Annotated in this window: 23 protein-coding genes; 7 read left to right on the forward strand and 16 right to left on the reverse strand. The window is 35.5% G+C overall.

Features of this window, described 5'->3' with window-relative positions:
* Positions 1–196: 196 nt before the first annotated feature.
* The 3 genes from ACIQ7T_RS14680 to ACIQ7T_RS14690 all read right to left on the reverse strand — a co-directional run bounded on the left by ACIQ7T_RS14680 (position 197) and on the right by ACIQ7T_RS14690 (position 3,223).
* On the reverse strand, positions 197–1,246 hold the full coding sequence (locus ACIQ7T_RS14680) for a P-loop NTPase family protein (RefSeq protein ID WP_370080345.1): 1,050 nt from the start codon (positions 1,244–1,246) through the stop codon (positions 197–199).
* Between the two features lie 498 nt (positions 1,247–1,744).
* Positions 1,745–1,900, reverse strand: a complete 156-nt coding sequence (locus ACIQ7T_RS14685) for a hypothetical protein (RefSeq protein ID WP_370080347.1) — start codon at positions 1,898–1,900, stop codon at positions 1,745–1,747.
* 375 nt (positions 1,901–2,275) lie between these two features.
* Complete coding sequence (locus ACIQ7T_RS14690; RefSeq protein ID WP_402871192.1) at positions 2,276–3,223, reverse strand: bile acid:sodium symporter family protein; 948 nt, start codon at positions 3,221–3,223, stop codon at positions 2,276–2,278.
* Between the two features lie 125 nt (positions 3,224–3,348).
* Between ACIQ7T_RS14690 and ACIQ7T_RS14695 the strand changes: the two genes are divergently transcribed.
* A complete protein-coding gene (locus ACIQ7T_RS14695; RefSeq protein ID WP_402871195.1) occupies positions 3,349–4,374 on the forward strand; it encodes an S-layer homology domain-containing protein in 1,026 nt (341 codons plus the stop codon).
* Between the two features lie 191 nt (positions 4,375–4,565).
* Here the strand turns inward: ACIQ7T_RS14695 and ACIQ7T_RS14700 are convergent, their stop codons facing one another.
* Positions 4,566–5,456 carry a LysR family transcriptional regulator gene (locus tag ACIQ7T_RS14700; protein ID WP_370080487.1) on the reverse strand — a complete coding sequence of 297 codons (891 nt, stop codon included), beginning with the start codon at positions 5,454–5,456 and terminating at the stop codon, positions 4,566–4,568.
* Positions 5,457–5,569: 113 nt separating this feature from the next.
* On the opposite strand from ACIQ7T_RS14700, the gene ACIQ7T_RS14705 reads away from it, so the two are divergent.
* Positions 5,570–6,127 carry a flavodoxin family protein gene (locus ACIQ7T_RS14705; protein ID WP_402871198.1) on the forward strand — a complete coding sequence of 186 codons (558 nt, stop codon included), beginning with the start codon at positions 5,570–5,572 and terminating at the stop codon, positions 6,125–6,127.
* Positions 6,128–6,566: 439 nt separating this feature from the next.
* Here the strand turns inward: ACIQ7T_RS14705 and ACIQ7T_RS14710 are convergent, their stop codons facing one another.
* Positions 6,567–6,989 carry a pyridoxamine 5'-phosphate oxidase family protein gene (locus ACIQ7T_RS14710; RefSeq protein ID WP_402871200.1) on the reverse strand — a complete coding sequence of 141 codons (423 nt, stop codon included), beginning with the start codon at positions 6,987–6,989 and terminating at the stop codon, positions 6,567–6,569.
* 158 nt (positions 6,990–7,147) lie between these two features.
* On the opposite strand from ACIQ7T_RS14710, the gene ACIQ7T_RS14715 reads away from it, so the two are divergent.
* The 3 genes from ACIQ7T_RS14715 to ACIQ7T_RS14725 all read left to right on the forward strand — a co-directional run bounded on the left by ACIQ7T_RS14715 (position 7,148) and on the right by ACIQ7T_RS14725 (position 8,761).
* Positions 7,148–7,774 (forward strand): YczE/YyaS/YitT family protein, encoded by a 627-nt coding sequence (locus ACIQ7T_RS14715; RefSeq protein WP_370080357.1) that lies wholly within the window; start codon positions 7,148–7,150, stop codon positions 7,772–7,774.
* A 104-nt stretch (positions 7,775–7,878) separates the two neighbouring features.
* A complete protein-coding gene (locus tag ACIQ7T_RS14720; RefSeq protein ID WP_370080489.1) occupies positions 7,879–8,166 on the forward strand; it encodes a PadR family transcriptional regulator in 288 nt (95 codons plus the stop codon).
* Positions 8,153–8,761 carry a DUF2812 domain-containing protein gene (locus ACIQ7T_RS14725; RefSeq protein WP_370080359.1) on the forward strand — a complete coding sequence of 203 codons (609 nt, stop codon included), beginning with the start codon at positions 8,153–8,155 and terminating at the stop codon, positions 8,759–8,761. Before ACIQ7T_RS14720 ends, ACIQ7T_RS14725 begins: the two co-directional genes overlap by 14 nt.
* Before the next feature lie 169 nt (positions 8,762–8,930).
* Here the strand turns inward: ACIQ7T_RS14725 and ACIQ7T_RS14730 are convergent, their stop codons facing one another.
* From ACIQ7T_RS14730 to ACIQ7T_RS14760, 7 genes are all read right to left on the reverse strand, one after another.
* Entirely contained in the window at positions 8,931–12,140 is a 3,210-nt protein-coding gene (locus tag ACIQ7T_RS14730) for an AAA family ATPase (protein WP_402871204.1), read from the reverse strand.
* Positions 12,137–12,817: a hypothetical protein gene (locus ACIQ7T_RS14735; protein WP_370080363.1), complete on the reverse strand. Its 681-nt coding sequence runs from the start codon at positions 12,815–12,817 to the stop codon at positions 12,137–12,139. Before ACIQ7T_RS14735 ends, ACIQ7T_RS14730 begins: the two co-directional genes overlap by 4 nt.
* Positions 12,759–14,189, reverse strand: a complete 1,431-nt coding sequence (locus tag ACIQ7T_RS14740) for a hypothetical protein (protein ID WP_370080364.1) — start codon at positions 14,187–14,189, stop codon at positions 12,759–12,761. The genes ACIQ7T_RS14735 and ACIQ7T_RS14740 overlap by 59 nt, the downstream gene beginning before the upstream one ends.
* Positions 14,168–15,406, reverse strand: a complete 1,239-nt coding sequence (locus tag ACIQ7T_RS14745; protein WP_370080366.1) for a DUF2399 domain-containing protein — start codon at positions 15,404–15,406, stop codon at positions 14,168–14,170. The genes ACIQ7T_RS14740 and ACIQ7T_RS14745 overlap by 22 nt, the downstream gene beginning before the upstream one ends.
* Positions 15,407–15,562: 156 nt before the next feature.
* The gene (locus tag ACIQ7T_RS14750; protein ID WP_402871209.1) at positions 15,563–16,189 is read right to left on the reverse strand and encodes a 50S ribosomal protein L25/general stress protein Ctc; all 627 of its coding nucleotides are present in this window, start codon (positions 16,187–16,189) and stop codon (positions 15,563–15,565) included.
* A gap of 264 nt (positions 16,190–16,453) precedes the next feature.
* Positions 16,454–17,371 carry an S-layer homology domain-containing protein gene (locus ACIQ7T_RS14755; RefSeq protein ID WP_370080370.1) on the reverse strand — a complete coding sequence of 306 codons (918 nt, stop codon included), beginning with the start codon at positions 17,369–17,371 and terminating at the stop codon, positions 16,454–16,456.
* 142 nt (positions 17,372–17,513) lie between these two features.
* The gene (locus ACIQ7T_RS14760) at positions 17,514–18,218 is read right to left on the reverse strand and encodes a YjjG family noncanonical pyrimidine nucleotidase (protein ID WP_402871212.1); all 705 of its coding nucleotides are present in this window, start codon (positions 18,216–18,218) and stop codon (positions 17,514–17,516) included.
* A 267-nt stretch (positions 18,219–18,485) separates the two neighbouring features.
* Between ACIQ7T_RS14760 and yfkAB the strand changes: the two genes are divergently transcribed.
* Entirely contained in the window at positions 18,486–19,598 is a 1,113-nt protein-coding gene (gene yfkAB, locus ACIQ7T_RS14765; protein ID WP_370080374.1) for a radical SAM/CxCxxxxC motif protein YfkAB, read from the forward strand.
* Positions 19,599–19,836: 238 nt separating this feature from the next.
* Here the strand turns inward: yfkAB and ACIQ7T_RS14770 are convergent, their stop codons facing one another.
* The 3 genes from ACIQ7T_RS14770 to ACIQ7T_RS14780 form a co-directional block, all read right to left on the reverse strand.
* On the reverse strand, positions 19,837–20,796 hold the full coding sequence (locus ACIQ7T_RS14770) for an Rpn family recombination-promoting nuclease/putative transposase (protein WP_370080376.1): 960 nt from the start codon (positions 20,794–20,796) through the stop codon (positions 19,837–19,839).
* Between the two features lie 363 nt (positions 20,797–21,159).
* Positions 21,160–22,152 (reverse strand): LLM class flavin-dependent oxidoreductase, encoded by a 993-nt coding sequence (locus tag ACIQ7T_RS14775; RefSeq protein ID WP_370080378.1) that lies wholly within the window; start codon positions 22,150–22,152, stop codon positions 21,160–21,162.
* 73 nt (positions 22,153–22,225) lie between these two features.
* Entirely contained in the window at positions 22,226–22,651 is a 426-nt protein-coding gene (locus ACIQ7T_RS14780) for a hypothetical protein (protein WP_370080380.1), read from the reverse strand.
* 216 nt (positions 22,652–22,867) lie between these two features.
* Between ACIQ7T_RS14780 and ACIQ7T_RS14785 the strand changes: the two genes are divergently transcribed.
* Entirely contained in the window at positions 22,868–23,635 is a 768-nt protein-coding gene (locus tag ACIQ7T_RS14785) for a sulfite exporter TauE/SafE family protein (protein ID WP_370080382.1), read from the forward strand.
* Positions 23,636–23,813: 178 nt separating this feature from the next.
* Here ACIQ7T_RS14785 and ACIQ7T_RS14790 read toward each other — a convergent pair whose 3' ends face one another.
* Positions 23,814–24,089, reverse strand: coding sequence for a hypothetical protein (locus ACIQ7T_RS14790; protein WP_370080384.1), 276 nt, complete (start codon positions 24,087–24,089; stop codon positions 23,814–23,816).
* Positions 24,090–24,484 lie beyond the last annotated feature (395 nt).

Here is a 24,484-nt window from a genome sequence, read left to right on the forward strand (position 1 = left end):
CTTTAATTATGTAATATCGCCTTATCGATCACATCAGGAAAGCGATAAAAAACATCGTTTGATTCCATTATCAAACGATGTCCGTGTAGCTTTTATAAAAAGATTGATTGTTTATAAAGAAATGCACTTAAACTTACAGGTTAGGTTAGTCGAAGAAGAAACTTTCAAAACAATAGAAAAGACCTCTTACCCTATTCTAGGATTGTAGACTCCCAATAAACACTAATTCTGATGCATCTCTAGAATCTAAAGCACCGTTCATAATTTCTTGTACATCATTCAAAGTATCCTTAAGGCTGACAGATTGGCCCGGTTTATTTGTAAAGGGCTCAGCAGTATAAAAAGGCTGAGTTAGATATGCTTCAAGTCTCTCTCCTCTTTGATATGTTTGTAACTCAGAGGCCGGAATCCGTTCAATCCCACTAGCATTCACTAATGAACGTAGTTCCCGATAACGGCGAAGAAGTTTTAGGGCTTTTTGTTGAATTGTGAAATGTTCCTGATCTAAATGTGCTCCTTCGAGAACAGTTGATGTTGAACTAAGAGGATTAACAGCTGGATAGCGGTGTCTTGCAGCAAGATCAGCATCAAACTGCCAAAAGGTTTCAAGTGGTCCATAAGGTAAATCTTCATCAACAACTTCACCTGTTAAATCTACAAGGAAAGTTGTAACAGAATGAATTCCAATCCCTTGGAGATTCTCCTGCAGTTGTTGGATTCCTCCTGTTATAACATGGGTTCTGTCTGCAACGAACATAATATCCTTGTCTCCACCAATATTCGCAATACTCTCATACGTGTCTTCAATGGTGTTTGTAATGATTTCTACATTTTCAACAAGGTCATTTAATCCTTGATGTTCACCTTCAGGCATTAAAAGGATTGTTTTATATGCTTCATTTTTAAATCGATAGAGTAATTCTGCTAATACAACGAGCTGACCCATTCCAGGGCGTGCAACCAATCCGACAGTACCTCCTTTTGCTAAAGGAGCAAATAAATCTAAAGTTTTGATTTTAGTTTCTATCATTTCGATTTTCTCCCCTCTGATAATCAGATTATCCAAGCTGCAATCGGCTAATGATGCAAGTGCAACTAAAGTCCGAACCTCGGCTCTACCAACAGGTATTTTTCCCGTGCATAGGTTAGAAACGGTTGCTGATCGCAAGCCAACTTGCCGGGCTGCACTTGTTAAATTCGGTACTTTCCTGCGTAATAAGCTTACGTTTAATCTCAAGTCATCCATTTTTCCACAATTCCCCTCCTTTACTCTATATAGTAAATTAAATGGAGTTATAACGCAATAAAAATTTACTCCTTAAAATAATTTTAATTACTTTAGAGAGTAAATAATATACAAGGCTATTCAAACTCAAGGAAGAGGTGCATTGAATGAACGATTAAGTTGTATGAACACATAAAAATTGTTTTAATTTTTCATTAACTAACAGGGGCTTTAGTGCAACAAGCGTATCAAAAATAATCAAACTTTTTATAATAAATTTTATTTGCCACATAAAATAAGAGCATGTTTTGATTAATCTTTTTTCAAAACATGCTCTTTGAATTTGTCCTTATATCAAAGTTGATATTGTTAATTTAATCAAAATTACAAAGCTACATACAATAGATAAACGTTATGTTTTTACATAAAGCTTTATGGGAGTTTTAAGGCAAATCAGGCATTTATGAGGCACGTCAAAACTGGGTCTACGAAAAATTAGCAAGATATCTCGCTTTCAATTTATTTTAATTTTCTTACAAGGCGACGCCAGCCTATCCAGAAAATAATGACCATCATCCCTGCACCAACAGACTCGGTCAGTTTCCATAAAAGTATAAGAATTAGCAAAATAATTAACGGAAGAATCGTTAGCTTTAGATCATCTAACTCTTTCATTCATGCACTCTTCTTTCATAAGTGACATAATTAGTACTCAAATACTTCCAACAAGCATAAAACACTAAAATTTCTTGTATAAAAAGTGCTGGTGTTTACTCTCGAATTTATATTTTTTGATATGACATATCTCCCCCATCCTACATTTAAATAACATGGATATTGCTTATCTTCATCATATTCTGAAGGTAGCATAATGGAAACCTTCTGCTTTTTTATTTTCACTTGATGATTTTGCATCAAAATTTTTAGCACCATCATTAATTGTTACAAAATGATGCAACGCTTTACTAACAGTCGATGATAGCAGCACTGAATTCTTACATACTCGCTTCTTCCTGAACAATTTCGAATATTTTTGCATTTAACTTATATTTAACCTTCCGCATATTTCAGTTGATACTTTTCCATTACTCGGCTAAAGAACGAGGCTAGAACTTGCTGAAATAGCATACCAAACACTACAGGCATAACCGTCTTTGCAGGAAAGTATGTAGTCGCTACTACAACCCCTACAGCAATATTACGCATCCCTCCTGTAAAAACGAACATCGTAACAATACTTTTATCCTTCCAAAGTATATGCCCTAACACTAAACAAAAAGCATATCCTGATACAGCAAGTAGAAATACGACCAAAATAACACTAACAAGCTCCAAATTAATATTTTTAATATACGGTGCAATTGCACTACTATTAATCATTACAATACTAAATAAGCTAAGTTTTGAAAAAGGGGCTAATTTCTTATCTAGTGTCAGCTCAATTTCACCTTTAGTAAACTCATTTAACGCTACACCTATTAGAGAAGGCATAACAATCATCCAAAGTAAATCTAGAATGAGACCAACTGTATCAATTTCGATTGTTTGCCCTACAACAATATGAAGTAATGCAGGAATGACAACGGGCGAAATGAGTGTATCGATTAAAATAATTGCAAGACACAATGTAAGATGCCCCCTACAAATACTAACCCAAATAAAGCTAGTTACTCCTGTTGGTATAGCTACTGCTATAACAAAACCAATTGTTAGTAGATGATCTTGAAAGATGATGTTTGATACAAAATAAGCCCAAATTGGCATGAGTAGGTGTAAAAATGCAATAACAATTAATATAGCTGTTGGGTATTTTTCAAGATTTTTTATTCCTTCAAAATTCATGCTTAAACTACCTGCAAATGTCATAAAAGCAAACAACCACGGCACTAAAAATAAGAGCTGATGCCCTACGTTCTCAAACAACACACCAATCACTAAGCTAAGCGGTGTTAAAATAGGCATCCATTTTTGAAGGTATTTATTAAAACTATTCAACATCTCTTTTTATTCCTTCTTTCATAAAAGAATAGTTTTCTTTAGTTTATAAACTAGAAAAATTTGCAGTTTATATCCATATCCTTCAAACTATTAACATGACTAGAAAGAAAGGATGACTGTGACTAATGAAAAAATTAGTGTGCACTTTATTGCTTCCCCTACTTGTTGTGGCAACTGGATACACTGTACAAGCTGCTGGCTTTAAAGATGTGCCAGAAGATCACTATGCCTATGAAGCCATCATGTGGGCAGAGGAATATGATATCGTTAATGGCTATCCAGATGGTACATTTAAGCCCAATGCAACAATCACAGAGCAACAATTCGCAAAACTACTTGCTAATTTTTATGAGCTTGAATCACCTTATGATGAGTTAAAAAAACAAACCCCTGCTGCAAACGGGTCTGACGAATATTATAATCGTCTTGCGAGCTACGGTGTTCCATTAAACGGATATTTCGATAATAATATTCGCGCAGCTAGTGTGAAGCGAGGTGTTGTGGCACAGGCAATTACACATTTAGCTAATGGTAAAAGTGGATTAGATCAATCCATAAAGTTTTTAATCGATTATTATATTTCCACTGGTCAAAACTTCCAGTATGAAAACCGCAATTTACAGAAATTTTTTGGCGTATCTAACAATATGACACGAGCTCAAGTCGTGACAATGCTACACCGTATGGATGAAAGAAATTTTTATGAAATTTCAGAGGACGCACAGGCCATTCATGAAAATACGAGTAAGGCTTCTTTAAATACACGAGCGAAAAATGGTCAAAGTCAGCTAGATCAAACAATGCAGCTGATAACACCTTCTAAAAGTGCTTGGGATGGTAACTATTCGTATTACTATAAATGGGGTACAGGCTCAACTGATTTTAATCGTCGTGATGTCTATATTTCAAACGCAACAAGCAAAAGCTTTACTATATTTATTACTGCCAATGATGGGACAGCTACAGGGAGTGTCGACGGGACAGCAACGATTACTTCTAGCACTAAGGCTGTGATGAACAAATCCTCAAATGGCAATCGTTGTGTATTAGAATTTGAGCGCCTTAATAATGCGCTTAAAATTACCGAGGTAGATTGTCGTACAGAGCATGATGAAGGAACTAATTTTTCTGGCACTTTAAAGAAACAATGAGTTTTCCATAGGCCAACTGAAAATAAAGGAACACCCTTGAGGTACTTTTATAAATCACAATAATACTCTTTCTTAGTGAAAAGAACTAAAAAGTGCGAAATGGATAAAAAATCATTCGCACTTTTTTAATTATTTTAAAAAATCAATCAAAATGGATTCTAAATCGAAGTCTGGTACAACAAAATATACCTTTAAAACTGCTTATACATCTTCATGGCAATCTCTATAAAATCAGCGAGATACGGAGATATGTGTTTATCCTTATGCCAAGCGATATCCGTAAAAATATCAGCTAAATTCATGGATGTAGTCAGTTCTTTTAAACGATTGTTTTCTAATTCCTTCTCCACCACCATTTTGGGTAAGAATGTAATACCTAAACCAGACATCACACATTGCTTAATAGCTTCAATACTTGCAAATTCAATCATTTGTATTGGTAGCGCACCTTCCTGCTGAAGCTGTACTTCCAATTGATTACGGTAGGAGCAGCCGCTTTCCGCCAAAAGCATCGTTTCATTTGAAAGTTGCTGTACAGAAAATACCTTTTTCTCCGCGTTGTTACTAGTAGAAGCACTGACAAATACTAATTGCTCTCGAATAAGTCGCTCACGATGTAACATGGGTGTTTCCTTATACGCATCTGTAATAAACGCGATATCTAGATTGCCTGACTGCAATAATTCTTTGGCGATTTCGGTTGTATTGACAGGCTTAAAAATGATTTTTACTTGCGGATGGGCTTTCTGAAATTGTTGTAAAATACTCGGCAGACGGTACACACATTGACTTTCCTGTGCACCTATTTTTAACACTGCTTGTGCTTTTTCATTTAATACAGCTTTTTTCATATCCATATTTAAATCTAACATTTTTTGAGCATACTGTTGTAATCGCTTGCCCTCCTCTGTAAGGGTAATGCGTTTTCCAAGCCTCTCAAAAAGAACTACACCAAGCTCTTCTTCAAGCGATTTAATTTGTGCTGTAATACTCGACTGAGCATAGCCTAGTAGCTGTGCAGTCTGGGTAAAACTTAACGTTTCTGAAGCTGTTAAAAACGTTTGCAGTTGTTTAAGATCCATCTTTCCCACCTCTAAATCGTTTTTTTCGATATATATCATCGAAAGATTCTGCTTTATCGATAATAAATATAAGTTTACACTTGTTATAGTCTGAAGAATAGAGGAGGATTCTAATGAATATTACCACTTTTATCGGAAGCTCTAGAGCCGGTAGTAATAGTGAACAACTAGCTGATTATGTATTAGATGGCATAAATCATGTAAAAATAGATCTAAAAAAATTAACGATTGAGCCCATCAACGATTTACGTCATGATAACGATGGCTTTCAGTTTGTAGATGATGATTATGATCAAATTATCCATGCATTTTTAACAAGCGATCTCGTTATTTTTGCAACACTGATATATTGGTACAGCATGTCGGGAATCATGAAGAACATGGTGGATCGACTGAGTCAAGCTATCCGAGATGAGCGGTTTCCACAGCTAAAAGAGAAACTACAAACTACAGAAGCCATTGTTCTTGCTGTCGGTGGTGACGACCCATATATAAAGGGTCTACCAATGATTCAACAATTCCAATATATTTTTGACTTCTTAAAGATGCCGTTCTCCTCATATATTATCGGTGAAGCAAACAAACCTGGTGAGATAATTCATGATGAACAAGCACTGACGCAGGCATCCATATTAAATAAGAAATTAAAAGCACGTATTTATCCCATTTAAAAAACGACCTGAAAGCGGCTATGCTTTTAGGTCGTTTCATTATGTTGTAAACAAAATGGTCGAGGAAATCTTGGTGAAAATTAAGGTGTCCTAATAAATAGTAGTATGCCCCTTCGCAAAACGAGGGGTTGATTTCCGTTCCGACTGAGCGCTTTGTTGCTGACGCTTCGCTTTCGCACAGAGATAAAACATTTGCCGCTGATGCTTCGCTTTCGCACAGATAAAACATCTGCAATTTGTGCATTACGTAAAATAAAATCCGCCTCAATTTTTCCTTGCGTTGTTAATATATTTTGTGCAAGCTGTTGTCATTCTCTGCACCCCTGTTTTCTTTTTGAATTATCATGCATGAACACTCGCCTAAATTCAAGTTAAGATTTATCATTTAACAATGAATATTTTCTTCATTTTCAATAAATAATCAAAAAACGACCACAGCTTAATGGTCGTTTGTAAATTCGAGTTCCTTAGGTGGTTCCCCTTTTTTATTCATCAAACGCATACGAATTGGTTCGATTTTTAGTGTAACCATTTCATCATGATTACCAACGAAAATGCTTGTAAAAAATTCTGCTAACTTATTTTTTATTCCATCCTCTAGAATTTCTGTTAGCTTTCCTTCAATTTCAACATACGTATCACCAAAGCCTCTATTTTCGTATCCATACAATATATGTGTATATGGATTTTTACGAAGCTCCTCCATTTTTTCAGAATGTTTATTCGTTACTGTGTACAAAACAAAATCTTCATGTTGGAATGTCATATAGCGTGAGAACGGTTTGCCATTCGCAACTGTTGCCATCGTTCCTATTTTTTCCCGATTTAAAACTTCTAATATTTCATCTCGTACAGAGGTCATGTCATCTCATCCTTTCTGATTTCCTTTATTTTGTCCTTTTTTAGCGAGTCTAACCTTATTTTTTGAAAAGTGTGAAATGACAATCTTCGGCTTATTTATAAATTTATTGCTATAATATTTTGTTAGACAACACGAATTTTTAGAATGAGGTTATAATGATGAAGCAAGCTTTTTTCACACGGTGTCTGTTCTTTTTAACAGGTATTTTAGTTTTATCTTTAGGTATAACGTTAACAATTAAAGGTCAGGTTTTTGGTGTTGGTTCGTGGGATGTGTTACATATTGGGCTAGCTAATACATTAGGATTAACCATTGGTACTTGGTCAATTCTCGTCGGACTAGCCATTTTAGCATTTGATATGGTTATCACGAAGAGATTTCCACTGCCAGGCACATTTATAGATATGTTTTTAGCAGGTATTTTTATTGATATTTTTAACTATTGGATACCAGATATAGATGGTTTTTGGATGCAGCTATTCGCTTATGTATCTGGCTTAATATTACTTGGCTGGGGCTGCGGTATGTATATGGTGGCAAATTTAGGAATCGGTCCTCGAGATACATTGATGCTTCTATTTGTTAATAAGCTGGGCTGGAGTGTCACACGTGCACGAACAACTTTGGAAGTATCAGTTGCTATACTTGGTTTTTTACTTGGCGGGCCAATTGGGGTTGGAACAGCTCTAATGGCTTTTGGTCTTGGGCCAATTATACAATTCGCACTAACATTTAACGAGAAATTATTTACAAAATGGACTGGCGTGAAAAGCGCTGTGATTTAAGCTTACAAGACAATGCAAATAATGCATTGTCTTTTTTTATTCAGTTGAACTGTATATGAGGTGAACTTGTGAAAAAACATAAATTACTACCATTATCTGAAACCATGCATTATATTCTACTCGCCTTACGTGAACCGTTACATGGCTATGCAATGATGCAAAAAATCGAGGAAATGAGCGCTGGTAGTGTAAGGATTGCTGCTGGCACTATGTATGGAGCAATTGAAAATCTGTTGAAATATCATTGGATTTCGCCTGTAGAGACCCAGGATACAAGGCGCAAAGTTTATCAAACAACAGCTGAGGGACTAGAAATATTGGCGGTCGAGCAACAACGATTGCAGCGAATTTTATCTTTATATGAGGGAGTTGATGGACATGATAAAGTTTAAAATCTTTTTTGATATTGAAAAGGAAGAGCAATGGTTAAATAATATGTTGTCCAACGGTTGGGTTTGTACAAATGTGAGTTCTGGCGGATTTTATACATTTAAAAAGACAGCTGATCTCGAACAAGTTATCCGTATTGATTATCAGCAAGATCTTCGGAGTGAAAAACGAACTAACTATAAACAGTTATATGAGGATTTTGGATGGCAAGCATTAAAGGAAAAATCATATGATGGCACTTATTATTGGTTAAAAAGAAAAGATGGCAACGATGAATTATTTTCTGATAATGATTCGCAAATTGCTAAATACAAACGATTGATGAAGCATGCCAGCAATTGGGCAGTTCTCTCTTTTATATGGTTAATGATTTTTTATTCCAATGACAATTATTATTACTTTTTCAATATAAAAGATGCTTATTTTACGCCAGGTTTATGGGATGCAAAGGGTTTTGATTTTCTATTTCCTTTTTTATTTGAAACACCATTCGCCATCATGCGCACTATCCCACCATTGCTATTTTTAGCAACTGGCAGCATGTACCTAGTCACGTATTTCCGTTATCGCCAATCCATACAGAAACTTATAGAGTAAACTGCAAGGAGCTAACTTCTAATTTAAAATCATTTGTATATGAATTACTTTTTCTAAGCATCGAAAAATCCCCTTTAAGTAGAATGATAACTACAGATTACAGTAACATTTTCTACTTAAGGGGATACTATCAAAATGGCTCTTATTACATATATTCTCAGGTTCTTATCTAATGCGGGAGCAATCGAATCGTTTTTGTACGACTAATCGGTACTGCTGAATCGTGCTCGACGACAACAACGGTTGAAAATTTATTATAATAATGGTCATCGTGAACCTTAGGAGATAAAATAATAAGCTTTCGTTGTAATTCGTTTACATATAAATCAAACACTTTTTCTTTCCGTTCTTCATCTAAAGCACTATCAAATTCATCTAGGACGATGAAGCTTGGTGAAGTATTTAAATTTTGTAGCAAGGCAAGTGCAAATAATAATGAGCTTAATGACTCTTCTCCGCCTGACACACCTTTTCCAAGCTTACCATGTCTGGCCTTTGTACCAACATCATCCAAACGACCACTATGTCCAATTTTTCGTGCTTTAATATACAATTTAAAAATTGTACGACCTTTTTTATCTTCAAAACGTTCATACTCAATTTTCCCTTCAAATTGAAATTCATCCATATATTTTGAAAATAAATTATTAATTTTAAGGACATTCATATTAATGGTTGTTTCAAGACGATTCTCATTTTCTAATGCTCGATTTCTGTGGATTTCTAAGTATTCCTGTGTCTGATCTACTGTCTCTTTTTTTAGGTTAAAGTCATCTTTTACTGCAATATAATTACGCTCTGCCTCTGGATTTACATCTTCTACTCGTGCATTTTCAAAGTTGATACGGGCTGTGGTATTATCACTCTTCAACTTTGGAATAGTACTATTTAATGATAGAGGTACTTCTTGCACTGCAGCAAAAATATCCGGAATAATTGTTGCTAGCTCTTCCAAACGAAGCTGTTCTTGTAAAATGGAGGCTTCTGCCACTTCAAATTCTTCCTGATATTTGACAAGCAGCTTCTTCGTACCTTGCACTTCATTTTCCGCATCCGTTAAATCACGCTCAAGCGATCGAATATCACTTTCCTTCTGTCTACAAACATCATGAAGTTTATAGCTCTCATCCTTTAATTGATTAAGTTTGCTATTCGTCTCATCAATAGTATCATTCATGTCTTTTAACTTTGATTTCGTTTCTGCAAGCTGTTCTTGAACTTTCTTTAAAACTCCAAGTTGCTCATAAATATCTAGCTCGGTGTTTAGCTTTTCTAATTCAAATTGGATAGCTATTTTTTTCTCTTGCTCGTTTTGTAGTGCTGTTGTCGTCTGTATTTCTAGTTTCTGAAGCGTTGCAAACTGTTCGTCTAGCTTTGTTTTGTATTGTAGCTTATGATGCTTAAATTCAGCATCTATAACACTTGCTTCTGCCTTCTGTACATCCTTTATAATGCTATTTAACATTTGCAAATTAATTTGATCTTCTTTAAATTGTTTTGTCGCTTCTGATAACTGTGTTTCAAGCTGTGTTCTTAATTGACGCATTGTGTGTAACTGCTCTGTCAACATTTTATCATTTAAAATAACTGTATTTTTTTCTTGCGCACCTCGATAGCCGTGCTCGTCCACTAATAATTCACCTTGGATCTTTTTTGGCACTTGGATCTCGAAAAATTGCTGCGCCCACCATAATGCTTTTACCGCAAAATTTTGTTCTTTTTCCGATATTCCTTGTCGAATAACTAGTTTTTGCGCTGGTAAACTAGTTGTAAAACGTTCTGGTACAATGGAACGTAACGACACATGATACAAATCATTAAACGCTACTTTCTCTTTTGCATCATAAAAAATGGTGTATTTAATTGAATTTAAACGATTTTCATGCTCTATTGTGGCACCTTCATCTAACGTAACTAAATCTCGGAATGTATAAGCTGAGATGTCTCGTTGCTTGAATTGTTGTAAGCCCGCTAATTGACGAGTTGAATATATTTGATTGTTTTCACGTTGTGTAATTTCAATTGTTGTATTTTCGAGTTTCTGCTCTAAGGAAACTTTTTTCTTATAATAATTTTGAATCCGCACTTCAAGATGTGTAATTTTTTGTTGTACTTGGTGGGCACTAGTATGCTCTGATAGAAGTGCGATTGCTTCCTGTTCCTCTTTTTCAATTTTCTCTAGCTCCCATTTAAGGGTTAATCGATTTTCATTCAGCTCATCCTTTTGCATAACCAAATTTGTTAATTGCTGCTGAAATTGTTTATATTGCTGTTCAATTATAGCTATGTTTCGCTGTGCATCATTGAATTTTGCTTTTGTTACATCCTCTGTAAATCGAAGCTGTTTACGCTGTTCTTCTGTATGAACGAGTTGATTCTTTAATTCATGCTCAGTCACAATTAAGGTCTCTCGTTTCTTGGAAAACTGTTCAAGCAATGTTGATTTTGATCGCTTTTCCTCATCCATTTGCAGCTGCTTTTTACTCAAATCTTGTAATAAGAGTTTTGCTTTTTCGATTTGTTTCTTTATTATTCCAATCTTTTCTTCTATATCTATTTGAATGTCTGATTGCTTTTTCTGTTTCTCTACAAGTTCTTGCTTTTGATTGTTGTATAATTGTACAAGTGACATGGTATTAAGGATATGCGCTTTTCCTGCTTCATATAGACGAGCCTTGTTATTTTTCAAACGATCAAATTCTTCTTTTGCTAATTTCAGATTAAATTCAGCCTGCTTAACGACTGTTTTTGCAGCTACAAGTTCTTGTTCTAGCTCTTTAACACCTTCAATAGCCGTTTCCCACGACTGCTGGATTTCAGTAATATTATGCATTTCACTAAATCGACGAAAACGCTCTTCTGGTGCCATAACTGCAAACTGATTTACTTCTTGTTGATACCAAATCAAATAAAATAAATCTGAGTCAATTTTGTATTTAAACTGTAAATCTTCTTTATATGTTGTAAAATTACGTTGGTTTACATCACCTGAACGATAAATATCACTGACAGTCAAAGTATCCTCTGTTTCTCCTGTTAGGACATGATATTCACGCTGCAATGCGCCCCGATTTGCTTCCTGCTCAATCATTAAACGAAACGAAACAAAAGGTGCTGCGTCAATTCGAGAAGGCCCTTCATTTTTAAAGGTTAGCTCTACCATTCCTTTCCATCTTTGATGACTTGGCAAATTATTTGAGCGCAAGCCCTCTAAATCAATTTTTGACGAATATAATACCGCTCCCATACAAAAGGATATAGTCGATTTTCCTGTGCCATTTGGACCCGTGATTAGGATATGATCATTAGCTTGACCAAATAAAATGCGCGTTGGCTTATAGTCACGTATACCACTGAACTGCAGACGATAGGGAATCATAGTGCATCCTCCCGAATATATAGATTATAGCGTTTGAAAAATTTCAATACTTCTTCTTTATTTAGTTGAGTAGATTGGGCAAATTCAGCTGTTCTTCGTAAAAATGAATCTGAAAACATATGTACACCAATCGCTGTTAACGAGTAAGCTTTTTCATTTTTTGAAATGTCATTTTCTTCTACTGCACCGATTTTTTTCAGTTGGTCGATGTTTTTTAATAATTTAGCACTTGCATTTAACAGCTCATGTCCGAAATCTGTTAATATTTGCTGTACTAATGTATATTCATGATTTAGCACTTCCTGCTGATAAAACATATACAGTAAAATGGCCAGTGCCTCTTTGCTTAATGTCGACTTTGCATCCTTAGCAGAAACTCGCATCATCACGATCACGCGCGTTCTTTTTTCATCATAAATTACACGAAAGTAGCGATGTACTGCTGCATTTACACGCTCGATAAAAGAATAGAAAGCATTGTCATCATTTTTTATGTTTAATAGCTTTTCTAAATCCTTACGCCGTAAACCATAATTGCTGCCTAGGACACTTGCAGAGGATGAAAATAATAACTGCATGAATGCTAGCTCTTCCTCTGCCGATAAGTAGGCGCGTAAATTACTCATTGTCGCGAGTTGTGCGTTTATATTGTTGTAATGTAAATCGTCTGTCGTCATCTTCTACCCACTCCCATCGTTTATCGAATTGTTTTGTATCCGATACTTCTTTCATATTCACCTTTTGTTTACTCGTTAAAGCTGATACAGCTAAAAGTGATCGAATTGCGTCTCCCCATTCATCAGAGCTGGATTCAATTATTACTTCCTCTAGTTCACTTTCGCCATGTACGTCTAAATAGTGTTCGATTACATCCGTATTAATAACCGCCTTCGTCATTTGCCAAGCTGCATCTTCAAACAATTGTTGAACGGATTCACCTTTAACAAACGTTTCTTCAAAGTCGATGTCGATTTCCTCCTCAGTCTCTATTGGATCATTTACTTTTGGCTCATAGTTTTCTAAATAGTGAATAGCTTCATCAATATCTTGTCCACCTATTGGAGCTGCAAATTTAATTGGCATCCAAATACCGTCCAGTTCCTCATCCTTATACTGTGCTTGCTCCATAAAACTAAATAAATCGTACGCATTTGGGATATTTGAATCGATTGGTGGGTTGTACATATTTAATATAAAAGTACGTATCTTTTCTGGTGAAATCGAATCTGAGAGAGGCGTATCCTGCATCGTTACAAAGCGAATATATTTCGTAAGCATTCCTAGACTAAGCGCTGTTCCCTTTGATAAAACTGTTGTCCCACGTTGTACTAGATCACTCATCACTAAGCTCTCTTCTACTGTTTGGAATTGACTAAGTCGCTCTTGCATTTTTATTTCAAGTTCCTGCATTAGCTGATGAATAATTTCAAGCTGTGGTAAAGCATTTCGATCAGCAAAAAATTCTAATTGACGATGTTCCAGTTTTTGAATTGCATCTTCAACATTGTGAATCATAGATGCAATTTTATTGCCACCTGAGATTCCATTATCATCATAAGCTGCACTAAGCTCCGCATCTCGACGTGCTTGAAAGAGTGATCGTCCAATATCATCCTGTAAATAATAGGCTAATGAATCGTTCGCAAGACGAATAAGTGCATCCATCATCCGTTTACCACGGTCTAATAATTTTATTTGACGCGTTTGCTTTGTAAGCCAGCTATTTCGTGCCAAAATGTAAATTATGTGATCAAGCTGCTTAATAGTTGGTGGTGCATCGTCGATATATGTATTGCGATAGCGATAATACAGCATTTCTGTATCTTCAATTACGTCTGCTAAGCCTAAAGATTCTTCATATAAAAGCTGAATCGTATTCAGAAAGCGCAAGATTTCAAGCGGTGACTCATAAATTTGCTGGCTCCCAAGCTCGTTTAATACTCCAGCCAATGAGGCAATATCACGCATTGATGTTTTAAGCTCAGCTGTGTTCGATTCAACATTAAAAATAGAGATTGGTGCACGCTTTACTGTATCCATTTCATCCATTGTTCTACATCTCCTAATTGCTGCTCTTGTTCGTGTTCAGCTACTTCAAGCTCACCAAGTAGCCAATTTTTATAGACTTCAATATCAGAAAAAATCTGATTATCCCTAGCAATGATTTTATACGGTGTATTAATCATTTGTACTGCATGCATAGCTATTGTTAAGCCTGCACTATCAAAATCTGTCCAAACAATCACAGTTTGAGTGGCGACTATCTGACGAATCAACATTTTATGCGCAGATCTTATTTGACCATCTAAACATAAAATAAATGAATTAGTAATCTGCAAAAAGCTCGTTTCCTTTGCCATTCGTGTTAGAATAGCTCTATTTTCAACAAGCCAAATAATGTTCGCCTCTGTTTTATAAGTATCTTTTAGAATGGCGTCATCGGTTAATGCATGAATAACGCCTTGTTGATAATGGCTAAATGTCCCCGTTAACTCACCTGCAAAAAAGACAGGAGTAATTTTACCTAAACTAATTAATCCGCAATCGCCTGTTTGTACAGAGAAGACACGCTCTAGCTCTTCGATAAATTCCTTTTGCTCACGGTCGAAAACTTTTGAGCCACCAATTTTATCAAAAAGCGTTGCACCTATTTCTTTAAAATCGAACAGTACTCCTTCATTTGCCAATTGGAAAAAGCCGATTGAAAAATGTAAAAAACGCAATCGTTTTTCAATCGACCAATGGGACATTAATTTTGTCGTATGTGCTAATTTTTCAATCGGCATTGATACAAATTCATTTAATTGTTGCACAGCATGTTGAAGTTCTTTTATCGGTAGTATGTTAGCACTTTTTTGCAACTGCAATGCATAATTTTCTAGCCTTTGCGTCTGCTGCTCGTTCTGTGCTTCAAAATAGCACTTTAAACTTGGTCCAATTCGGTAATGGATTGCTTTTGCGGTGCGTCCATCTTGTGCAAAAACAATTTCTTCTATAATCCACCCTTCCTCTATCCAGCTTTGAATTGTAGAAAAATCTTCTGTTAGATTTCGCTTTGCATTTTTTGTGAATTTATAATTTAGAAGCTCTTGTGATGGCTTTGTTTTTGTTAGTTGCCCTACCTTTAAAAACGATACATTGCGATACGTTCGTGCAGTTTGTTTTACTACCGTATACTGCTTAATTGTATCTGTAATATACTTTGGAGATACTTCAAGGTGTTCCCCATTTTTGACAAAATACGAAGTCAAAAATTGTTCTATCATACTATCACACCCTTTCTCCTCCATTATACAAAACTAGAGTATTGAATGCAGTAAACCTATTTATATAAATAAAATCTAAAAAATCTGTTAAAACACATAATAAAAACTACATCATCCATTAGGCGAATCTGATGGAATGATGTAGCTTTTTTCTTTTTACGATTCCTCTGTATTTTTCCCAGTAGCCTCGATTACTTCAGGGGTTCCATCTACTATGTCCTCCTGCACATTTTCAGCAGCAGGCGGCGTAATCGTCACTAATGTATAATCATCTTCTTGTAAAATTTCAAAGGTAAACTTTTCGCGAATATCTCCTACATAAAGTGATGTCCCGATGGCTACATCAGTCACATCAACCTCTATTGTTTCAGGGATTTCTGTTGGACTTACTTTTATGCGAACTTCACGATTAGGCTGTAATAGGAATCCACCATCTGCAACTCCAATAGCTTTACCAGTAACCGTTACAGGAATATCAACCTCTAGTTCCTCTGCCATATTAATGGACTTGAAATCTACATGCTTAACATTACCCTTTAACGCACAACGTTGTACTTCTGTTAACACTGCGTTGATCTGTTTACCGTCTACATCTAATTGAAAAACATTTTTATTGCCGAATTGAGCTAACATTTTTGCAAATTGTCTGGCATCCAGTGATACTGCTGTTGATTCCATTTGATAGCCATATACAACGCCCGGAATAGCACCGTTTTGTCTAAGTTGAGTTAATGATGATTGACGCCCTTTATCGCGTTTTTTTACAGTTAAAACAGTATTCATCGTATTTTCCCCTTCCATAGAAACTAGTCTCATAAAAGGTTTTGCCCGTTCTATAGATTTTTATACATGAGCACAATGTATAGCTTCCTCTGACGTTCGCTCCGTTGCTCTAGTTCTTCTATCCGTTCCATTGAAAATATATCTCAACAAAAAAAGCCGAGACGTTGTTACGCTCGGCAAAATTTATCTTTATTCAGTAAGTATTTCTGTGCGAAAGCGAAGCGTCAGCAACGATTACGCCAAGGCGAAATTGATTGTAAATAATTACAATCTTCCAGCTGCGAGTAAAGTCACTGCTAACATTTTTGCAAACTCTCCACGGGTAATAAATTGATTTGGTAATAGATTTGTATTGATATCTAGAGCACCGATTGCATACAAAGTCTCAGTGTGACGCAATGCTTCCTCATGAAGATAGTAGCCATCCTGATACGGTAAAATCACATACTCTTCTTCTTGGACAAAATCAACAGCTTCTAATGTTCGACCAAGCATTAAAATTGCCTGCTGGCGTGTGATTTTTCCATTTGGATCAAATATAGTTGGCGTTTTTCCGTTTATGATTCCTAACGAATGCAAGGCACCAACATAACCTCCATACCAAGATTTTTTGACATCAATGTCTTTAAATTGTTTTGTTTGTACTTGTTGAAAGCTGAATGCACGAGTTAATAATGCACTAACTTGAGCACGTGTTAACGAATCATTAACACCAAAATTATCAGCTGTTTTGCCTTGAACTATACCCCTATTCGATAAAGTAGTAATATACGAACTATACGATGATCTCCCTATATCACGAAAATAATTAGGCGGTGAATTATCAAATTTCAATTCTGCATTATTATGAATAGTGGCAATGACTCGGTCATTTAAATCTCGATAAGCAACCGGCTCCAATTCTCCTTTTTTAGCAACTTGTTTTAAGACCCCATCCTGACCATTCTTAAAAATTTCCACTTCTAATGGCTGACGGTTATTGACAATATTTGCTTTAATACTAAAAATATCTCCTTTTTCTGATGCATTAATTGTAGCACCATATGCAGAGTACACCGTCATATTTGGCGTTTTCATATGTACATAACTGGTTGGCTCTTGATAGGCATATGCCTGCATTGGAATGGCCAATGATACGCCTAACAATCCAACCAATACACCCTTTGAAATTTTCCCCTTCATCTTATTTCTCCCTTCTTTTCATCTACAATCACATTGGATTTAACTATCAAGAATATAGTGTTTTCAGAGAATTGTTCTATCCAAAAACTACACTTCAATTGATCGAGCTTACGAACAGTTGAAGCGTAGTATAAATATTTACCTAAAATATCGCCACTTTGTTATCTAACAACAAGTTTAAATCATGAAGCTTTTTAATTTCATATTGTGGTTGAATATCGCTTGTATTTTCTATATCACGTATATTAAACCAGCATGTATCAATTCCAGCTTGTAGTCCACCTTTAACATCAGATGTTAAGGAATCACCAATAATCAAGGTTTTATCTTTATTTATATGATCGATACGTTCAAAAACATAATCGAAAAAAGCTGGCATTGGCTTTTGATAACCTGTTTGCTCCGAGACAAAAATGCCTTTGAAAAATTGTGCTAAATTTGCATCCTCTAGTCGTTTATTTTGGGTAATTGTTTTACCATTTGAAACGACATATAACTCATAGTTATCTGCAAGCTGTTCAATTACTTCGTAGGCACCGTCTACATAATGATGTGCCTCTTTCAAATATTTTTGAAAAATTGCCTCAAAATACTCTCCATCTACTTCTACGCCGAATTCCTTTAAAGCAATTGAAAATCGAGTGTTATGTAGTGCTTCTTTAGACACCTCACCACGTTCAAAAGCACGCCACATAGATTCATTAATCTCTTTATAACGAGCAATCATCGTTGGAGTTACTGCAATATTTTCCTGCTTAAATAAACGGTCAAGTGCTGCATTTTCAGCTAAGTCAAAATCTAATAATGTGTCATCCACGTCAAACAATAATGTTTCATACTTAGTCATGTCATTTCCTACTTTCTTTGGTGCTGTATTACCATTTCACTCCTTCTATCATATCGTTTTTTGAGAAAAATAACAGCAAATCTATCTATCACTCTATTTTACAGAATTTTAGGAAATCTTAGATGAAGGTAAGTTATTAAAAATATTTCCTTCATTGAGTAACAAAAATGATCATCTTGCCTAAAAATAGCCCTTTCGATAATTTCGTATTTGAAAATAACAGCGAATATGAGACAATAGAATGCTAGAAAGGAAGATGTACGAATTATGACGACTCTACAAAAAATTACGCCTGCCTTTGATCCATGGGAAGCGTATTTAGATGTTGAACAACATGGGCATATGACCCTATCTAATATTGAATTCACAACAACGACTCTTTGTAATATGCGCTGTTCACACTGCGCAGTTGGATATACTTTACAAACTAAAGATCCAGATGCTTTACCAATTGAGCTAATCATAAAGCGTCTCGATGAAATTCCACACCTTAAAACAATCTCAATCACTGGTGGAGAACCGATGATGTCTAAGAAATCCGTTCAAAACTATGTATTGCCTTTATTGAAATATGCGCATGAACGTGGCGTGCGAACACAAATCAACTCCAACTTAACATTGGAACCCGAACGTTATTTACTGATTGCACCATATTTAGATGTACTACATATTTCACATAACTGGGGTACTATCGATGAATTCGTTGAAACAGGCTTTGCCATGATGGAGCGAAAACCGACTTATGAACAACGTGCAGCTTTGTTCCAACGCATGATTGATAACTCAAAAATGCTAGCAGAACATGGCGTAATGGTATCGGCGGAAACAATGTTAAACAAGAAAACTCTACCGTACTTAGAGCATATCCATAACCAAATCATCAACGAAATGAAATGCGCACGCCACGAGGTACATCCGATGTACCCTTCAGATTTTGCTAGTGCCCTTACATCTTTATCACTTGAGGAAACTCGTGAGGCGATTCATCATCTACTCGATGTTCGAGATGAAAACACTTGGATGCTATTTGGTACGTTACCTTTCTATCCATGCAGCATGAATGAAGAAGATCAAAAGCTTCTAAAACGACTAAGAGAAGAAAAAAACGTGACGATGCGTAATGACCCAGATGGTCGCTCTCGCTTAAATGTCAATATCTTTACAGGTGATGTCATTGTAACAGACTTTGGCGACACACCTGCGCTAGGCAATATTGTAAACGACGAATTACCAGCGATTTTCGATAAATGGATGGCAACAGATTTGGCGAAATCACTAAACTGTCACTGTCCCGCAGTAAAATGCTTAGGTCCTAACGTTCTTGTTCAAAATATGTATTATAAAGATACGAAGTTTGTTAGTGGCTCTGCTAGAGTGTAAAAAGAAAAAATGTCCAATGCATACATTTGCATTGGACATTTTTTATAGGATTTATGATATTTTTGCTTTAACAATATATGTTCTGTTAAGTCCTGATGTCGATAGCTTTCCCTTGCCAACAACTATAAGAAAAAGTGATCCTTTATATGTGTGATTTTTCATATCCTTATATAATTAAAGCATACCATTGAAAAGAGTCATTTAAACTTACTAATTTCCTTTTAATGGTTTTCTGTGCTTATTCTTGAGGTGAATTTAAACTTTTTATTCTTTCAATTTCTTCTCTCGATAAGCCTATTAAATCCATTATTTCTTCAATCGGTTCATGACGTTTAAGTAATTTTTTCACTAACTCTATTCGTTCTTGTTTACGACCTTGTTCTAATCCTTGTTCTCTTCCCTTATTGATTCCATCAATGTAGCGGGCTTCTTCATCTAGGATATACTTTAAGCGTGACTGGTAAGCAAGAATTGTTTCAGGGGATTGGCTAATTTCTTCCCATGTATCAAATGCTGCACGTAAGTTTTCATCCTTCATCGCTAACCCCTCCAATTCACGATAAATCTCTGCATATACTTTCTTTTTGCGACCATCGACCATACCAAGTAATAACAACCATCGAATTAATATGTCATCAAGAGCATCCAATTTTTCTTCATGCCAAAGAGCAATAAACTTGTTCATTTCTATAAAGTGAATTTCCAGCACATCTTCTTCTGGCATTAGCCTTGATAATGTTCTGTCTTCATACAGATGATAAGTACTATGATAATTTTTGTTGTCTTTAAACATTGTAAAATTGCATATATTAATCGTAATGGTTGGACGTAATTCACTATAGCCCATACCTCTAACTAGTTGTGACTCATACATTTTTGCCCAATAATATAGCGTTCTTTTTGTCATATCTTGCTGATTGGATAGTTGAATTTCCACATTGATAAAGTCACCATTTTGTGTTTTCACAAGAATATCGAGCCGAGATTGTTTATCATTCTGAAATTCACCGCCCAATTCTTGCTGAATGAACGTTACTTCTTTAATAGTATCTCGTCCGGTAAGTTTTAAAATCGCATTCAAAAAGACAATAGTAATTTTTTTATTCTTTTTATTACCGAACAATTGCTTGAAGGCAAAATCAACCTTTAAATCAAAAAACTTTTCTAACGGAATTCTTCGTATTGCTTTTCGATTCATCAGAGATCACCTCTTTTTTATTACTAACATTATAGCATGGACGCACTACTAAACCTCTTTATAACATCAAAACGTATTTTGTTATTTATAAAATCATGAATTTCTTTAAAGACCTACACAAAGTCTTCGAAGGCAAATAAGTTTATATGAAAAAAGCGATGTTTCCGAACTAAACATCGCTTCTTTTATGTTATTTTTCATAAAAACTTCTTATATTTTTACTACCACATGAATTCAACTCGATTTTTCTTGATTATTTGCAGTACTGCCTTTTACAAGATTCATATAGTTTTTTCGCTAGCAAATTAGGAGCTTCTCTTGTTGTTTAGTAGGTTTTACTTAATGCCACTAACACTGTGTGATTCATATTAATTCCTTTGCAATTAGCTTATAAGTATTCATGCGACTTTCTAGTGCGTATTGATTGCAGTTTAGCATTACCTCGTCAAATCCATAATGCTCTTGCTCTGCTACTAAAAATTTAGCAATTTCCTTAGGAGTTCCGACAAGATTGGCTTTTCGATTATTAGCGATTGTCATTTTATCCAACTCCGTAAGTGGAAAATCTTTTGCTTCCTCAGGCGACATCGCTTGAATGATTTGTCCCTTCATGAGATGGAGGCGTGTAATATCAATCGGCTTTGCCAAATATTCCGCTTCCTCTAGTGTATCTGCAACTGTCGCCGCATAAGTAACGATAATTTGTGGCTTCTCCATGTAATAGGAAGGTATAAAGTAATCTCTATACGTATCAAATATATCCTTTGACATGTTGCCAGTGAAAAATTGCGCATATGAATAGCCCACACCTAATCTTCCTGCCTGCATAGCACTTTGACCACTAGACCCAAGTAACCAAGCCTCAGGTAATTGGATATTAGCTGGGGCCGCTATCACTTGATCATAGACATCTTCGCCTGTTTTTTGATTATTCATCAGTTTTAAAGTTATTTCGAGCTTATCGTATTGCTCTGTAAAACGTTGTCTTCTTCCCTCTGCTAGTGCATAAATAGAGGCATGGTCACCACCAGGGGCTCTGCCGACGCCAAAATCAATACGGTTCGGCGCTAAGCCACTTAATGTTTTAAAAACCTCTGCCAGCTTATATGGAGAATAGTGCATCATCATCACGCCTCCAGTACCGATACGAAGACGTTTTGTTTTCGCTGCTAGGAAAGCAGCTGTAACCTCGGGAGCTGAACTTGCCAGTGAATGGCTATTATGGTGCTCCGCTAACCACATACGATGATAGCCAAGTTCTTCACCTAAGAGCGCTATTTGTTCTGTACGCTGAAAAGCCTCCTCAGCAGTATGATCTTTTGGTATAGGCATTTGATCTAAAATACTTAATCTCATTGAAAACACCCTCTCTGTCTAAGCATTCCTCCTTACTGTAATATAGGAAGTTCTTTTTACAAAGCAAAAGACCTTACTCATAGGCAAGCCGATTTGCATGCCATGTGTCATAAACCATGCCAATAAGCAACCGGTTTTGTTTGGGACTCAATACGACATCATTAAATTTCATTGCATAAATAGAAAATTGCTTTGTTTTTTCATCCACTACGAACTGTAAAATGGCATGTCCTTTTTCATCTTCAAATGTAATATCACCTGATAATTCGACAACATGCTCGCCTGTTTTTGCCTGATAATATCGCCAATATGGTTCGAAAAATGCATAATTAAATGCATTACGCACAGATACTTCTGAAAAACCCCCCAAATACCCTTCTTTTACAGTATCGATATATTCATTATCAGTTATATCTTTTTTGGCATTATATATATATCCGACAAGTAGCCCCATAAACACAACACAAATAAATACTCTTACATGATTCCCTAAACTCAAATGCTATCACGTCCCCTTTACGCAAAAAAACATCATCACCTACATAATACATTAAAATATATACACAAAGTAGAATATTTTTGATTTTTGTAGAATTTTAAAATATTTAAAAATATTTAATTCTCAAAATTAATAGAGAAATACTATTTGAGCTATTTACAGTCACGATTCATTTCGCTACTATCAGAATATTATTATAGAAAAGAGATGACCACCGTGCCTTTTGATTTAGATGTAAACATTTTACTCATTCTTATTATTTTGGGCTTTCTAGCTGCATTTATTGATTCTGTTGTAGGAGGAGGCGGACTAATTTCATTACCAGCTCTTATGTTTGTTGGTCTTCCACCATCTGCAGCCGTGGCTACCAATAAGTTAGCGGGCACCATGGGGTCATTAACGAGCACCATTACATTTTATCGCTCCGGAAAATTGGATATTAAAGCCGTTTATAAATTGTTCCCTTTTGTTTTTATAGGTTCCATGATTGGTGCATGGATTGTCCATCTTATGGATCCCAGCGTATTAAAGCCACTTATGCTTGTCATGCTAGCAGCTGTGGCAATTTATACTATTTTCAAAAAAGACTGGGGTAGCATTTCTACCTATAAAAAATTGACACCTAAACGCTACGCATTTTTCGTGGTGATCATTACCTTAATCGGCTTTTATGATGGCTTTTTAGGGCCAGGGACAGGCTCGTTTCTACTGTTTGCCTTTTTAATTGTTGGCTTTGACTTTTTAAAATCTGCGGGAAATGCCAAGTTTTTAAATTTCGGAAGTAATATCGCCGCCCTTCTTATGTTTATATACTTAGGGCAAATAAATTATGCCTATGGTTTACCAATGGGACTTGCGCAAATTGCTGGAGCTATTGTTGGTTCTAAATTTGCCATTAAACGTGGTAGCGGGTACGTGCGTAATTTATTTATCGTTGTGACAATTCTATTACTTTTGAAAAATACATATGACTATTTTTCATGATTGATTCCTTATATCTATCAATTTTTCCATGCAGTTATAATGAAGATCAAACTAGCTGTGGCATTTTTCATTAATGAAATTGTATAAGAAGTTATCAATTTATCAACCAAATAGAAGCATGTTAAAAATACAGCATGCTTCTATTAAAGTTCAGTTACTCATACTTCTCTGTCTATAATTATTCTTTCTTACTATAAATTCCATAAGCAATAACTCCAAATAAATAACCTATTCCAGCCCCCAAGCTAATTGTAAATACTAAAAAGTTTGGTTTGAAGTACATGCCAAAAATCTCACCGAAAGCACTACCAAAAATGATTCCCAATGGTATTAAACTATCTTTTAAATCTTTAGCGTCTTTTGACTTTTTCATACCTAATGTTCCTTTCTGAGAAAAAATTCCACCTATTCCAGGGCCAAGAGCAAAACTTAAAGAAAGATATACAATCAACATACATAAAAGAAATCCTGCCAAAAAGCAGCTAAAGGAGTAATTGCTTGTATTTTCACTCTACTATATGTACGAGATGGTTCATGTAGAAAAAATTCCAGAGACACTTTCTCATTTCAATCATATTTTTAGGATATTTTCTTCGATTGCAATTCCAGCTACTCAGATGCTCTTCCTCCCCCAGCCAATTTTATTTGTAATTGTGACCAATTTACTCTTTCCCCTTTCTAAGCAATTGTAAAAGGATTATAATTTGCTATGATTTTTCACCACAGTAAAATGTACAGCATAGTGCAACTTTACCAGTGGAGGATTTCTTAATCCGCACTGATGATTATTACAAATCGATTTTTTACTGACAGTTATGCGGGGTAAATTACCAAGTACCAATGACTTAT

It is taken from the genome of Lysinibacillus sp. NPDC096212, assembly GCF_044763105.1.
In the GTDB taxonomy this organism is placed as follows: domain Bacteria; phylum Bacillota; class Bacilli; order Bacillales_A; family Planococcaceae; genus Lysinibacillus.

Coding starts and splice junctions, on each gene's coding strand:
- ACIQ7T_RS14680 (WP_370080345.1), bottom strand. CDS start 1,246: ATGGATGACTTGAGATTAAACGTAAGCTTATTACGCAGGAAAGTACCG.
- ACIQ7T_RS14685 (WP_370080347.1), bottom strand. CDS start 1,900: ATGAAAGAGTTAGATGATCTAAAGCTAACGATTCTTCCGTTAATTATT.
- ACIQ7T_RS14690 (WP_402871192.1), bottom strand. CDS start 3,223: ATGTTGAATAGTTTTAATAAATACCTTCAAAAATGGATGCCTATTTTA.
- ACIQ7T_RS14695 (WP_402871195.1), top strand. CDS start 3,349: ATGAAAAAATTAGTGTGCACTTTATTGCTTCCCCTACTTGTTGTGGCA.
- ACIQ7T_RS14700 (WP_370080487.1), bottom strand. CDS start 5,456: ATGGATCTTAAACAACTGCAAACGTTTTTAACAGCTTCAGAAACGTTA.
- ACIQ7T_RS14705 (WP_402871198.1), top strand. CDS start 5,570: ATGAATATTACCACTTTTATCGGAAGCTCTAGAGCCGGTAGTAATAGT.
- ACIQ7T_RS14710 (WP_402871200.1), bottom strand. CDS start 6,989: ATGACCTCTGTACGAGATGAAATATTAGAAGTTTTAAATCGGGAAAAA.
- ACIQ7T_RS14715 (WP_370080357.1), top strand. CDS start 7,148: ATGAAGCAAGCTTTTTTCACACGGTGTCTGTTCTTTTTAACAGGTATT.
- ACIQ7T_RS14720 (WP_370080489.1), top strand. CDS start 7,879: ATGCATTATATTCTACTCGCCTTACGTGAACCGTTACATGGCTATGCA.
- ACIQ7T_RS14725 (WP_370080359.1), top strand. CDS start 8,153: ATGATAAAGTTTAAAATCTTTTTTGATATTGAAAAGGAAGAGCAATGG.
- ACIQ7T_RS14730 (WP_402871204.1), bottom strand. CDS start 12,140: ATGATTCCCTATCGTCTGCAGTTCAGTGGTATACGTGACTATAAGCCA.
- ACIQ7T_RS14735 (WP_370080363.1), bottom strand. CDS start 12,817: ATGACGACAGACGATTTACATTACAACAATATAAACGCACAACTCGCG.
- ACIQ7T_RS14740 (WP_370080364.1), bottom strand. CDS start 14,189: ATGGATGAAATGGATACAGTAAAGCGTGCACCAATCTCTATTTTTAAT.
- ACIQ7T_RS14745 (WP_370080366.1), bottom strand. CDS start 15,406: ATGATAGAACAATTTTTGACTTCGTATTTTGTCAAAAATGGGGAACAC.
- ACIQ7T_RS14750 (WP_402871209.1), bottom strand. CDS start 16,189: ATGAATACTGTTTTAACTGTAAAAAAACGCGATAAAGGGCGTCAATCA.
- ACIQ7T_RS14755 (WP_370080370.1), bottom strand. CDS start 17,371: ATGAAGGGGAAAATTTCAAAGGGTGTATTGGTTGGATTGTTAGGCGTA.
- ACIQ7T_RS14760 (WP_402871212.1), bottom strand. CDS start 18,218: ATGACTAAGTATGAAACATTATTGTTTGACGTGGATGACACATTATTA.
- yfkAB (WP_370080374.1), top strand. CDS start 18,486: ATGACGACTCTACAAAAAATTACGCCTGCCTTTGATCCATGGGAAGCG.
- ACIQ7T_RS14770 (WP_370080376.1), bottom strand. CDS start 20,796: ATGAATCGAAAAGCAATACGAAGAATTCCGTTAGAAAAGTTTTTTGAT.
- ACIQ7T_RS14775 (WP_370080378.1), bottom strand. CDS start 22,152: ATGAGATTAAGTATTTTAGATCAAATGCCTATACCAAAAGATCATACT.
- ACIQ7T_RS14790 (WP_370080384.1), bottom strand. CDS start 24,089: ATGTTGATTGTATATCTTTCTTTAAGTTTTGCTCTTGGCCCTGGAATA.